9 protein-coding genes are annotated in these 12639 nt (G+C 69.9%); 3 read left to right on the top strand and 6 right to left on the bottom strand.

Annotation, left to right across the window (positions count from 1 at the left end):
* The first annotated feature begins 82 nt into the window (after positions 1-82).
* Positions 83-2134 carry a type VI secretion system Vgr family protein gene (locus tag POL67_RS15580; protein ID WP_271918146.1) on the top strand — a complete coding sequence of 684 codons (2052 nt, stop codon included), beginning with the start codon at positions 83-85 and terminating at the stop codon, positions 2132-2134.
* 73 nt (positions 2135-2207) lie between these two features.
* Here the strand turns inward: POL67_RS15580 and POL67_RS15585 are convergent, their stop codons facing one another.
* From POL67_RS15585 to POL67_RS15605, 5 genes are all read right to left on the bottom strand, one after another.
* On the bottom strand, positions 2208-4259 hold the full coding sequence (locus tag POL67_RS15585) for a serine/threonine-protein kinase (protein WP_271918147.1): 2052 nt from the start codon (positions 4257-4259) through the stop codon (positions 2208-2210).
* A 112-nt stretch (positions 4260-4371) separates the two neighbouring features.
* Positions 4372-6657, bottom strand: coding sequence for a DUF2169 family type VI secretion system accessory protein (locus POL67_RS15590; protein WP_271918148.1), 2286 nt, complete (start codon positions 6655-6657; stop codon positions 4372-4374).
* Positions 6658-6678: 21 nt separating this feature from the next.
* Positions 6679-7737 carry an N-acetylmuramidase domain-containing protein gene (locus POL67_RS15595; protein WP_271918149.1) on the bottom strand — a complete coding sequence of 353 codons (1059 nt, stop codon included), beginning with the start codon at positions 7735-7737 and terminating at the stop codon, positions 6679-6681.
* Positions 7738-7870: 133 nt separating this feature from the next.
* Entirely contained in the window at positions 7871-8686 is an 816-nt protein-coding gene (locus POL67_RS15600; protein WP_271918150.1) for a YceI family protein, read from the bottom strand.
* Between the two features lie 39 nt (positions 8687-8725).
* Positions 8726-9217 carry a cupin domain-containing protein gene (locus tag POL67_RS15605; protein ID WP_271918151.1) on the bottom strand — a complete coding sequence of 164 codons (492 nt, stop codon included), beginning with the start codon at positions 9215-9217 and terminating at the stop codon, positions 8726-8728.
* Positions 9218-9361: 144 nt separating this feature from the next.
* Here POL67_RS15605 and POL67_RS15610 point away from each other — a divergent pair, with 144 nt between their 5' ends.
* Together POL67_RS15610 and POL67_RS15615 are read left to right on the top strand one after the other, a co-directional pair.
* A complete protein-coding gene (locus tag POL67_RS15610; RefSeq protein ID WP_271918152.1) occupies positions 9362-10138 on the top strand; it encodes an SAM-dependent methyltransferase in 777 nt (258 codons plus the stop codon).
* Positions 10139-10188: 50 nt separating this feature from the next.
* The gene (locus POL67_RS15615) at positions 10189-11295 is read left to right on the top strand and encodes a DUF3089 domain-containing protein (protein WP_271918153.1); all 1107 of its coding nucleotides are present in this window, start codon (positions 10189-10191) and stop codon (positions 11293-11295) included.
* Between the two features lie 3 nt (positions 11296-11298).
* On the opposite strand, the gene POL67_RS15620 is transcribed toward POL67_RS15615, so the two are convergent.
* A complete protein-coding gene (locus tag POL67_RS15620; protein ID WP_271918154.1) occupies positions 11299-12588 on the bottom strand; it encodes an ADP-ribosylglycohydrolase family protein in 1290 nt (429 codons plus the stop codon).
* Between the last annotated feature and the right edge of the window lie 51 nt (positions 12589-12639).

The following is a 12639-nucleotide window of genomic DNA, read 5'->3' on the forward strand; positions in this document are numbered from 1 at the left end:
GATGTCTCTCCCCGACGGCGAGGCAGTCGTGTTAGCCTCTCGTGCCGCCCCGATCCCGGGGCCTTTCGCGCAGGACGACGAGATGAGCGCCTCAAAATCCAATAACCTCTCGGTCGAGCTCGCGTCGGGCGACGGCTTCGATGTGCGCGAGTTCTCGGTGAGCGAGAAGATCTCGCAGCTCTTCGAGGTGCGCCTCGTCGCCCTCAGCGACAACCCCAACGTCGATTTCGAGGCCATCGTCGGCCAGCCAGCGCGCTTCGTGATGCACGGCGGGCACGGCGAGGGCGCAGCCCCGCGGGTCTGGACCGGCATCTGCAACGAGCTCGAGCAGCTCGGCGCCGAGGAGACGGGCCTCTCGTCGTACAACGTCTCGATCGTGCCCACGTTCTGGCTCGCGACGCAGCGCCGGAACCACCGCATGTTCCAGCAGCTCTCGGAGCCGGACGTCGTCGTGAAGATGCTCTCCGAGTGGGGCATCGAGCCCGTGCTCAAGATCGACAAGGGCGCCTACAAGAAGCGCAAGTACCGCGTGCAGTACGCAGAGACCGACTACGCGTTCATCTGCCGCATGCTGGAGGACGCGGGGATCAGCTTCTACTTCGAGCCGTCCGAGGAAGGCTCGAAGCTCGTGCTCTCGGACGCGCCGCAGTCGAACGCGCCGCGCAAGGCCATCGCGTTCCGGGACAACCCCACCGCAGCCGATCGCGAGCACGTGACCGTGGTGCGCATGGCGCGCAAGGTGCGGCCCGGCAAGTACACGATGCGCGACGTCGATTACCGCAGGCCGCCCTCGTACAACCTCGCGGCCACGGCCTCCGGCGCCGAGATCCCGCTCGAAGACAAGCTCGAGCGTTTCCACTACACGCCGGGCGCGTTCCTCTTCGGCGCAGAGAAGGGCGACGACACGCCGAGCGCCGACGACAAGGGCAAAGCCCGCACGGACGAGTCCGAGGGCGCGAAGCTCGCGCAGAAGCGCCTGGAAGCAAAGCGCGGCAGCGGCACGGCGATCTCGTTCTCGACGAATGTCATCGACCTCGCGCCCGGCGTGGTGACGAGCTTCCTCGATCACCCGCGCGCAGACCTCGCGTCCGACAAGAAGCTGCTCATCGTCGCGTCGCACATGGCAGGCACGTCGACAGGCGAGTGGTCGCACCATTGCGAAGCAAAGAGCACGAAGTCCCCGCACCGCCCGAAGGCCGTGATGCAGCGGCCGAAGGTGAACGGCGTGGAGAGCGCGACCGTCGTGGGCCCCGCCGGCGAGGAGATCCACTGCGACGAGTTCGGCCGCGTGCGCGTGCACTTCCACTGGGATCGCGAGTCCAAGATGGACGACAACAGCTCCTGCTGGATCCCCGTGAGCCAGCCCTGGGGCGGCGCAGGTTACGGCGGGATGAACCTGCCGCGCATCGGGCAAGAAGTGCTCGTCGACTTCCTCGGCGGCGATCCCGATCGGCCAGTGATCGTGGGCCGCGTGTTCACGAACCTGCAAAAGGTGCCGTGGAAGCTGCCGGACAACAAGACGCAGAGCGGTCTGCGCTCGAACTCGACCGGCGGGAGCGGCGGCTACAACGAGATGATGTTCGAAGACGCGGTCGGCAAGGAGCTCGTCCGTTTCCAGGCCGAACGCGACTACAACAAGCTGGTCAAGCGCGACGAAAACACGACCGTCGGCAACGACCGGACCAAGGTCATCCAGCGCGACGAGAACGTGACGATCGGCAACGATCGGACAAAGACGGTGAAGGCCAACGAGACCGTCACCATCGGCAAGAACCTGATGAAGACGGTTCAAGCAAGCGAGCGCGAGGTGACAGGCGTGAACCGCAGCGTCGTGGTCGGCGTGAACCGCTCGACGCAAGTCGGCGGGATCGATTCGACGATGGTCGGCGGGACACACTCGGTCCAGATCGCACCCCCCGGCGAAGGCGGCGGCGGCGCAACAACCGCACACGTGATGGAGCACGACAAGATCACGCTGGGCACGCCCGGCGGCGCAAGCATCACGCTCGAAGGAAACAAGGTGACGATCACCGCAACGACGATCGAAGTCGCAGGCTCCGGCGTCGTGAGCGTGACGTCCTCGGGCGGCGACGTGATCATCAAGGGCGGCCCGATGGTCAAGATCAACACCTGAGAGGCGCGCGTTCCAACCGAGAGGCGGCCCGGACGAACCCGTCCGCGGCCGCCTCGGCGTTCCATGCACCCTCTCAGAACTGGATGTTCTTGGGGACGGGCGGCGCTTTCTTCTGGGTAGTTCGCACGGGCGCAGGCGTCGTCTTCGTCGTCGCGGTCGCTGTCGCGGTCGGCGGCGCCTGAGGCTCGGCTGTCGTGGTGGGCGTGGCCGAGGGCGTCGGCGCGGGCACGGGCGCAGGCGGCGCGGGATGCGCCTCGGTCTGCGCAGCAGGCACGCCCGCAGGTGCAGCAGGATCGGAGAGGAGCGCGCGCACCACGAAGAACGACGCGACGAGCACGATCGCCGTGCCGACGACAACCACCACTTTCCGTTTCGAACCGCCGCGCAGGTTCTTCCTCTCGGCCGCATCGTTCGCATCGCGCACGACGCCCGGCAGCACGAGGCCCGGCGCGGAAGGCGTGACAGGCAGCGCGACCGGCGGCGCAACCGGCGCCGCGGCAGCGATCGCCGCGGCACGCGCAGCGGCCAGGCCCGAGACGTCCATCGGCTGCACCGTGAGCAGGCGGCGCATCTTCGGCGCGAGCCACTCGCTCTGGAGAGACAACCCCGAGATGTCCTGCTGGATCCCGCGCTCGAGCGCCCAGCCCGCGAGCGCGACGCCCATGTCGCGCAGCGATTGCCACCGCGCGCTCCGATCCTTGGCGAGACCGCGCTCGAGGATCGCCCAAAGCGCGGCGTCACCCGTGCCGAAGGCATGCGTGGGCATCGGCGTGTTCGCCACGATGGCCGCGATGAGCGCGTTGTAGTTCGGCGCGTCGAACGGGCGGCGGCCCGTGATCGTCTCGTAGAGCAAGACCGAGTAGGTCCAGACGTCGGTGCGGTGATCGATGTCCGCCTCGCCGCGGGCCTGCTCGGGGGACATGTAGTCGGGGCTGCCGAGGACCTCGCCAGCGATCGTGACGTGCCGCTCGACGTCGTCGCGCAGCACGCGCGCAATGCCGAAGTCGAGCAGCTTGGGCACGATCTTCCCCGACTCGTCCGTCGTGAGCATGACGTTGTCAGGCTTGAGATCCCGATGGACGATGCCCTTCAGGTGCGCAGCCGCGAGCGCCGCTGCGACGGGCAAGAGCGTCTGGAGCGCGACGCTCGGCGCGAGCCGCTTCTTCCGCGCGAGGATGGCGGAGAGCGACTCGCCCGTGAGCAGCTCCATCACGAGGTAGGGATCGCCGACCTCGGTTTGTCCGAAGTCGAAGACACGCACGATGCCTGGATGGCCGAGCTTCGCGGCCGCGCGCGCCTCCGTGAGCAGGCGCGCGGAGGCCTCCTCGGTGGCGCGATCGCGGCGGATGAGCTTGAGCGCGATGTCGGCGTCGAGGCTCAAGTTCCGCGCGACCCACACGGCGCCCATGCCGCCCTGACCAAGCACGCGCTGGAGCTGGTACTTGCCGCCGATGATGTCGCCGGGGGCGTACGCGACGGAGCCCGCCGCCGCGCCGGCTCGCTCGGGATCGCCGAACGCGCCGTCGCCTTGCGAGGCCACGCCCGGCGAGGAGCGGCGCTGCGCTTCGAGCATGCTCGGCGTGACGGCGGCGAGGGCCGAAGAGGAGCGGCGCAGCGGGTCTTGTCCCGGCGGGACGACCGCGGGCAAACTCGAACCAGAGCGGCGCAGCGCCTCGGCGCCTTGCGGCGGCGCCCCGGGAAAACTCGGCGACGACGAGCGACGCAGCTCCCCGTTCATGCTTGGCACCATCATGCCCGGCGCCGAGCCCCGCCCGGCCGAGACGGCCGCAGGCGAAGGTGGCGGCGGAGGCGCCATGAACGGGAGCGGCGGGGCCGACGTGCGGCCCGGGTTCGGCAGCGGCGCGGGAGGCGCGGAGGCGGGAAGGGGAGCAGGAAGGGGAGTGGGAAGAGGAGCGGGAACGGCAGCAGGCGCGGGCGGCGGCTCCGGGATGGGCGGCGCGTTGAATCCACCTGCGAGCGTCGCGCCGAGCTCGACATCCCACTCGGCCTCAGGCGCAGCCGCAGGCTCGGCGGGCGCGGGCGCCCCGCTGCTCGGAGCGCGCGGAGGCGCTGCCGGAGCGGCGGGGACGACCGCCGGGGAGCTGGGCCTGGGAGGTGCGGGCATGCGGCCGATCCACGAGCCGACGAACGAGCTCGCGAGGCAAGCGTACACCGGATCGCCGCGGATGGGCGAGACCTCGACGAACGGAGTGCGCCGCGAGCCCGAGGGCGGGACCTCAGTCGGCCCGCTCGGCTTCGATCGCGTGGCGGATTCGTTCGCCGAGGGACGGATCCGCGGCCGTGCGCGCGAGCATCTCGCGCTCGATACGCAGCATGGAGGCGCGCGGCAGGCCGAGCTCGGCGAGCGTGCGCTCGGCGTGCCCACGCTCGCCGGCGACGACCAGGCGCGCGTACTCGGCCGGGGTAATGGGGCCCCGCTCTTCTTCGAGGCGCGCGACGTACGCGGCGTCGAAGGCCTTGAGCAGGCGTGTCTTGCCGCGCTCGGACTCGGCGCGGATGGAGTCGGCCCAGTGACGCTCGAGGTCCGCGAAGCGAGCGAGATCGAGCTCCTCGGCTTCCAGGATCTCGGCGCGCTCGTCACGGCGGCGCGCGATCGACGCGGTGATCTTCGCGCATCGCTCGATCGGGTAGTCGTCGAGCGGGAGCGCGGGCGCGGGCGGCGCTTTCGGGGCCTCCGCCGCGGGCGCGTCCGGAGGCAGAGGCTCGGGCGGCGGAGGGAGCGGCGGCGGGGCCATGCGCGCGGCCATCTCGGCTGTCGCCAGCGGGCCGATCATCGCGGGTGCGTCGACGGTCTCCGGTTCGTCCAGGTCGACCGGCTTCGCGACGGGCGCAGGCGGCGCGACGGGCGCGGGCGACGCGAAGGGCGGAGGTGTTCCCAGCGGCGCGATGCCGAGCCGCGGCACGATGGGCGGCGGCGTGGGGGGTTGCACCGGCGGAGGAGGCGCGGCGGGGGCGGTCGGGGGCAGAGGAACGCCCACCTCATGGGCCGACCGCAGCCCTCCACCCTGGGGTGGCGCGACAAACGGCAGATCGTGCCGCGAGGGAGGCCGCACCCGCGCTGGTTCCGGCGGCGGGCCTGGCGGCACCGGCGGAGGCGCGATCGGCGACAGGAACGGCAGATCCCTCGCCTGGAAAGGCATGGGCGGAGGAGGCACGGGGGGTGTGGGGGGCAGAGGAAGGCCCACGTCGTGGGCCGACCGGAGCCCCCCACCGTGGGAAACCGGCGCGAACGGCAGCGGCGGCGGGGCCGCGGGCGCGGGCGGCGCTTGCGTTCGCGGACGCGCGAACGGCAGCGGATCGGCGGACGGCCCATCCAGACCGACGAACGTCACCTCGTCATCGAACTCCGGCGCCATCGGGAACACGCCCGACTCGCGCGGCGGCGGCGCGGACGCCGCGTTCGTCATGAAGGGCATGATCGGATGCGGCCGCGACGGCGCGGACGCCACGCTCGTGACCGATCCATCGGGATCGTCGGGCGAGATCGCGATCGCGTGCAGATCCGGGGACACGAGCGCTGCGCGTGCGTTCGCCCAGCCGGGGACCACCATCGTCACGACCACGCGACCGGCCTCGGCCGGATGCACGAGCGCCGCGCGCCCGCGCCAGACCAGCGTGCAGATCCCGCGCGTCGTGTCGAACCACAACGTGTCGGCCGTCAGCGTGATCTCCTCGCTGCGACCCGACGCCCGCTCCATCACGACCTCGGGCCGCAGCCCCGGCAGGTTCGTCACGAGCCGCGCGTGCTCGGGGTGCAACCCTTCGAGCACGATCCGTTCGTCCGGGCGGATCTCCGGGATCTCTTGATCGTGCGGCGCGACGTTGAAGAACAGCGGATCGAGCCCCTCGGGCAGCGGCGTCTCGTGCCAGTGCGTGAGGGAAAACCGCCCCGCGAAGGGGCCGAGGCGCGCCTCGCGGGCAGGCCACGTCGCCGCGATTGGCCCGTAGCCGATGGGCTCCATGAGATCCGAAGGGCCCGTCACGTGCCGCCCCGGCGGCTGCACGTTCGGCAGCTTGATCGCGCCGAACGTGTCCTTCTGATCGAGCCGCATGCCCACGGGGTTCGTCGTCCCGGGCCCGCCTGCCGCGCGCTCGTAGCGCAGGCGAACCCGCGTCACGCGCGGGCCTTCCCGCAGCTCGCCCATCGGCGTCACGTGCCGATCGCCGAAGACCTCGATCGCCTTGTCGATCTCGCCCACGCAGAGGCGCGTGAGGATCGATCGCACGGGCACGTCGTTTGGCGCGAACGCATCTCCGACGAGCACCACGTCGGCGCCCCGCTTGTGGGGCACGAGATCCCCGGGCGAGTACACGCTGCGCCGCGGATCGTCGTCCCAGAAGTTGTCCTCCTCGTTGACGTCCTCCTGGGACTCGTGCAGCACCGACGAGCCCGGCGTGAGCAGGTACGTCGCTTTGCAGACGACGAGCAGCGCGTGCCTGCGCTCCGCCGTGAGGAAGGACCGCGCGGCGACGCGGAGCGGACAATACGAGACGATGTCCATGGGGGGACGTGACGCTCTCGACTAGCCCCGGCTGTAGCGCGCGTACGCGTTCGCCATCTTCGTGTGGTAGTTGTTCGACGCGTAGTCCTCGCCGTTGTAGCCACGCGCGAACGAAGCCCAGTTCTTGCTGCGAATGTGGCGAACGAGGTTGTTGCCGCGGCAGAAGCCGAGGAACGAGCGCATGTGCTGCGCCTCCGACTCGTACATGTCGTAGACGAACTGCCGGACGCTCTTCCAGCCGACGAGCTCGTGGTTGAAGCCCATCACCTGGAACATGCCCCAGGAGGCGCTCTTCACCGCCGCGTCCGGATCGAGCGCGAACGCCTCGCGGATCACGACCCACTGATCCTTCTTGTAACTCGCGCGCCGGAGCGGGCTCTTGTACGGCGCCGAGAGGTGCGGGTGGCTGCGATCGTAGCGGCCTCCCGTCAGCCGCTTGAAGTGGTGGATCTCGAAGAGGATCTTCGGGCGCTTCTGATCGTCGAAGCCAGTTCGTCCGCCGGACTCGACCTCGGCCACGGCGCGCACCGCGGCGGACTCGCACTGAAGCTCGCGCGCGGCGGCATCGAAGTCGCCGGCCGCGAGCCTGCGCGCAGGGCCACGCACGGGCAGCTCCCACGGACCCGTCGCGGGCGGCGTGCCGAGCGAGCTCCCGCCTTCCGCGGGCGCCTGCGGCTGTTGGGGCTGCGGCTGCTGCGGCTGCTGCGGCTGCTGCGGCTGCGGCTGCGGCGTTCCGCCTCCGTTCGAGCGCCCCGGCAGGTTGAGCTGCTGGCCCGGCGAGATCTGGTTCGGGTTCCGGAGCTGCGGGTTTGCCCGCATCATCTCGTCGACCGTCGTGCCGTTCCGGCTCGCGATCGCGCCCAGCGTGTCGCCCGAGCGTACGGTGTACGTGCTCGGAGCCGCCGCGGGGGACGGGATGGCGCCGCCGCCCCCGCTTCCGGGGAGCGTGATCTTCTGGCCCACCGAGATCGCGTTTGGATTCGCGATCTGGGGGTTCTGCGCCATGATCGCCTGCACCGTCGTGCCGTTGCGGCTGGCGATCGCACCGAGCGTATCCCCCGATTTGACGACGTAGCTCATCGCGACCCTGTTCGTCCGCCGAGGGAGCACGCTCTCGCAGGAGAGGAAAGAAGCCTTCGCCCGGACGTGGAAAGACGGATATCACAGCCCCGCGCGCGAACCAACCGCTTCGCGCCCCGGCGCGCCCATCACGTCACTTCGGCTTGGCCTGGAAGTCGAGCGACACCATCGCGTCCTTCGAGACCTTCTTGCCGAGCGTCGTGAGCTCGTCGGCGGTCTTCTGCAGGATCACGCCGAGGGCATTGCGCGGGCGCACGTCGTGCTCGTCGAGGTTCACGGCGACGGGCTTCGTCGACTTCACGCGGAGGGCCGCCACCTTGTCGCCCTCCATCACGAACGTGACCTCGAGCTCCGCCTTCTTCGGCACCGTGCGCTCGTTCAGGCGGAGGTCCCCCGTCACGTCGAGCTTCATCGTGCGCTCGGCGCCCGTGAGGCCCGCGACGCTCTTCGGCCCTGCCGTCTCGATCTTCGAGAGCTTGAACTCGATGGAGCGGCGCTTCTGCCGCTCCGCCTCGGCGACGTCCTTGCCGATCCCGAGCCAGTCGCGCGCGTGCTCGTTCTGCAGGTCGCTCTTCGTGCGCTCGCCGAACTCCGCTTTCTCGTCGGCGCGCTTCTGCTGGTAGATCACGAGCTTGTCGAGGTCGATCTTCAAGAGCCCCGTCGAGCGCGTCACGTCCTCCGGATCGACGAAGAGCTCGCCGGAGGCCGAGCCGTCCGCCTCGCCGAAGATCTTCTCGATCGGCGCATCCATCGTGAAGCTCACCTTCGCGCCTTGCGCTTCGACCGCGTAGGGCTTGCCCGCCTCGGTCTTCGGCTGCGCGGGGGCGAGCGACGAGGAGACGGGGGCGGCGTTCGGGTTTGGCTCGTCCTTGGAGCACCCGGAGGCGGCGAGCGCCACGAACGCGGCGAAGGGCAGGGCGCGGAGCAGGGCAGGGTGGGCGCGGGACATCCGATCAGCGTACTACGCGCCCCTGGGCGTCGGGAAGGTTCACGGGGGATCCTTCATGCCCTTCTCGGGCAGCTCTTCGCGGAGCGCGACGCCGCCGAGGTTCTGGAGGATGGGCGCGTTCTCGCACGCGAGGTAACGGGCGAGACCGGTCGTGCTCGTGTTGACGTGGTTGTGCCAGGTCCAGACCGGGATGTAGACGGCGTCGCCCGCCTTCCACTCGATCTTCTGGTCGTGGACCACCGAGTAGCCCTCGCCTTCGAGCACGTAGAGGATCGTCTCGTAGGTGTGGCGGTGCCGGTTCGAGGACTGCCCCGGGTCGAGGTGGCCGATCGTCATGCTGATGCACTTCGAGGGCAGATCGACGAAGAAGACCGGGTGCTTGCGCTCCTTGGAGTACGCATCCCGTTGCCCGTCGCCCTCGACCTGACGGTGGACCAGCTTGTCCGGCATGACGACACGCGGGCGTGGCGGCGTCTTGTCGAAGTCGGCGGATTGATAGACCTTGTCCTTGGTGTCGGGCTTCGTCGTCATGGTGCCTCCGAGGCGAAAGGCGTGAGCGGCGCGATTGTCGGCCCCGACGACGAGGAGCGCAAGCCGCATCGGGAAGAGGCGGCGGCGTGCTAGACGCTTGACAGGCGAGCGCGCGGCGGCGCAGGCAGGCCGCAGAAGAAGCCCATGACCAACCCCGCCCCCGATCGGCTCAGGTTCACGACGATCGCCCACGCGACGCATCGGTACCTCTCCCCGCTCTCGCCCGAGAAAGCCGCGCGGCTGATCGACGGGCTCGCCCTCCGCGACGGCGCGGAGGTGCTCGACATCGGCTGCGGTCGCGCGGGGTTTTTGATCGATCTCGTCGATCGTGCGCCCGTGTCCGGGCTCGGCGTCGATCTCAATGGGGCGTTCATCGCCGCGGCGCGGGCGGAGGCTTTGCTACGTGGCGTCGATGCGCGCGTGCGTTTCGTGGATCGACCCCTCGCCGACGGGGTGGGCGACACGGCGTCGTTCGACGCGATCGTCTGCATGGGATCGAGCCAGGCGATCGGCACGTTCGCCGAAGCGCTCCGCTGGGCCCACGCGCATCTCGTCCCGGGCGGGGTGGCGCTGTTTGGAGACGGCTTCTGGCGGCGCCGGCCGGACCCCGGTTACCTCGAAGCGCTCGGCGGGGCGACCGAGGACGAGATGACCACCCACGCCGGAAACACCCGCGTCGCGCGGGAGGCGGGCTTCCGCGTGCTCTCGACCGCGTGCGCGAGCGACGACGAGTGGGACGAGTACGAGGGCCGCTACTGCGCCGCGATCGAGCGGTACGTCGACGCGAACCCGGCCGACCCGGCCGCGCCCGCGATGGCCGCCCGCATCCGCGCCTGGCACGACGCCTACGTCACCTGGGGCCGCGACACGCTGGGGTTCGGCTTCTACACGCTGCTGAAGCCGGCCTCGCCCGCGCCGTGAATCGGGAATACCCGGGGCGTTCTTTGGTTTCAACGCGCCGGAGGGCACGCATGCGACGCTGGCAAAAGGTCCTTTTGATCGTGGCGCTCCTCGGCATCGTTTCCCTCGTCATCTCGTTCCTCACGCTCGATCGATGGCTCTACGCCGCCCTGGACCCCGGCAAGTTCGATCCGAGCGCCGCGCCGCCCGCGCCGAACTACGCCGAGCCCGCCGCCTGGGCCGCGCTCCCCACCCTCGAGGACGACGCCGACGTCTCCTTGCCGGAGCTCCCGCCCCAGGCGCCCGGCGCCGCCAAGGCCGACGTCTTTTTCGTCCACCCGACGACCTCCATGGCGAAGCGGTGGAACACGCCGATCGACGACCCCGCGGTCGTGCAGGCGACAGCCCGCGGCGCGACGCTCATCCAGGCGAGCGCCTTCAATGCGTGCTGCGCCGTGTATGCGCCGCGGTATCGTCAGGCGAGCGGCAAGGCCTTCGTGCACCCGAGCCCGGACGGCGACCGCGCCGTGGATCTCGCCTACAGCGACATCGAGGCCGCATTCACGTCGTTCCTCGAACGGCGCGGCGAGGGGCGCCCGTTCCTCCTCGCGTCCCACAGCCAGGGCACCGTGCTCGCCGCGCGTCTGCTCCGCGAAAAGATCTGGGGCAAACCCGCCGGCAAACACCTCGTCGCGGCGTACCTGGTCGGCGGCCCGATCCACCCCTCGACGATCGGCGAGGACATCCCGATCTGCGCATCCGAGGATCAATGGGGGTGCGTCGTCGGCTGGAACGCGCGAGGCCCTCGTTACGAGCGCAACGAATACGAGTTCAAGGACGCCCCCGCGCCCGGCGCGCGCATCTGCGTCAATCCGCTCACCTGGAAGATCGACGGGGCGGCGGCGCCCGCATCGCAGAACCAGGGCGCGCTGTTCTTCGACGCAGCGTCCCCCGCAGTCCTCCCGGCGTTCGCCGACGCGGCCTGCCAGGCGGATGGAAACCTCTGGATCTCGCAGATGGGGAGCCTGCCAGCGCGCGGACTCGCGAGCGGAATCCTCCTCTGGACGATGGGCCCCGACAATTACCACCCCATCGAGTACCAGCTCTTCTACGTGAACCTTCGGAAAAATGCCGTCCGGCGCGTCGAGGCGTTCCAGGCGGCGCACGCTTCGCCCTGAGCTTCACGGGATCTTCCACCCGCTCGCCGTCACCTCGCCCCCCGCCTCCTTCACGGCCAGGTCCACCAGATCGGCCAACCGCCACGCGATCTCCGTGAAGGTATCCTCGGCGTCGGGATCGTTGGGCAGACGGTCGGGGAGGGTGGGGCGGGTGCGGTGGATATGGTACCGGTCGGACAATCGTTCGTTCGGGAACGCCGCGCGTAGCTCGGACAGGCCTCCGAGGAGCGCCACGAGACCGCCCATGGTCGCCGTGCCGTTGTCGGAGTCCCAGCCGGACAGCGTGCCGATTTGCACGGTGCGCGCGAAGTTTCCCTCGCCGAACAGGAGGGCCATCAGCCCTGTGGCCAGGTTGATCGCGGACTCCGTGAAGCCTCGATATACGAAACCGCGCACCAGGGCCTCTTCCTGGTACCGCCGCGCGATGGCGTCGCGTGTGGCCTCCCAGTTGTTCTTGTCGTTCGCCGCGAGGTACGCGGACAGCACGAAATCGATGACATCGACGGCCTTCGAGGTGCTTGGCAGGAAAGCCTTGGCTTCGCGGACGATCCGCACGATCTCCTCGCGCCGTGGCTTGTTGGGATCGACGGTGGCGGCGAGGGAGAACAAGAGAACGTGGAACTCCGCCGCGTGCGCTGCGTGGCCGCGGGCGGTGGTGCGGATCGGGAGATGCGCGATTCGCAGGGCCAGCTCGGGCATGCCGGGCGCGAGCGCGCCGAAGATTTCGGTGGTGAGCTGCGCGTCGATCTGCAAGCCGTCGGGGTTTCGCGCGGGATGGCTGGTCTCGGGGGGCAGGATCCCGCGCTCCATGAGGTCCCGCGCCCTCCGGTTCGACACCCAGATGAAATCGTTCACGTGCGCGCGCCAGCCGTCGCGGATTTGCGCGGGCCAGAGGTGGAGCGTCCGCGCCTCGGTCAAGAGGTGCAGGTAGACGTATTCGATGTCGGTGTCGTCGTCCGCCTGCCAGGGATCCTGGAATACGAAATCGATCGGCGCCCCGTCGCGGCCGAGGGGTTTTCCCCAGTCGTCATCCGTGAAAAAGGGGCGCGTGATGCGCACGCCTTCGGTCCGGAGCCCTGTCCAGTTCGCGAGGCAGCCGCCGATCCACATGGCCCGGAGGCGCTCGGTGTACGCGCTGCGATCGAGATGGAACGACGTCGCGCCGGGCGTTGCCAGGGATTCCCGGTGCTCCGTGGGTTCGGCCCGCGCGTGGCCTTGCTCGCGGCTGCCGTAACCTGCGAGGCCGGCGATCGCCGACAGGACGAGGGAGACGAAGGCACGACGTGTGCGCATGGAATGCACCCCGTCGGCGCCTTGCAAGCGAGGGACCTGGTCGAGAAGCAT

This window comes from Polyangium mundeleinium (assembly GCF_028369105.1).
Classification (GTDB): Bacteria; Myxococcota_A; Polyangia; order Polyangiales; family Polyangiaceae; genus Polyangium; species Polyangium mundeleinium.

Bases quoted from the DNA above. Each gene is read 5' to 3' on its own strand.
- POL67_RS15580 (WP_271918146.1), top strand. From the start codon at position 83: ATGAGCGCCTCAAAATCCAATAACCTCTCGGTCGAGCTCGCGTCGGGC.
- POL67_RS15585 (WP_271918147.1), bottom strand. From the start codon at position 4,259: ATGCCCGCACCTCCCAGGCCCAGCTCCCCGGCGGTCGTCCCCGCCGCT.
- POL67_RS15590 (WP_271918148.1), bottom strand. From the start codon at position 6,657: ATGGACATCGTCTCGTATTGTCCGCTCCGCGTCGCCGCGCGGTCCTTC.
- POL67_RS15595 (WP_271918149.1), bottom strand. From the start codon at position 7,737: ATGAGCTACGTCGTCAAATCGGGGGATACGCTCGGTGCGATCGCCAGC.
- POL67_RS15600 (WP_271918150.1), bottom strand. From the start codon at position 8,686: ATGTCCCGCGCCCACCCTGCCCTGCTCCGCGCCCTGCCCTTCGCCGCG.
- POL67_RS15605 (WP_271918151.1), bottom strand. From the start codon at position 9,217: ATGACGACGAAGCCCGACACCAAGGACAAGGTCTATCAATCCGCCGAC.
- POL67_RS15610 (WP_271918152.1), top strand. From the start codon at position 9,362: ATGACCAACCCCGCCCCCGATCGGCTCAGGTTCACGACGATCGCCCAC.
- POL67_RS15615 (WP_271918153.1), top strand. From the start codon at position 10,189: ATGCGACGCTGGCAAAAGGTCCTTTTGATCGTGGCGCTCCTCGGCATC.
- POL67_RS15620 (WP_271918154.1), bottom strand. From the start codon at position 12,588: ATGCGCACACGTCGTGCCTTCGTCTCCCTCGTCCTGTCGGCGATCGCC.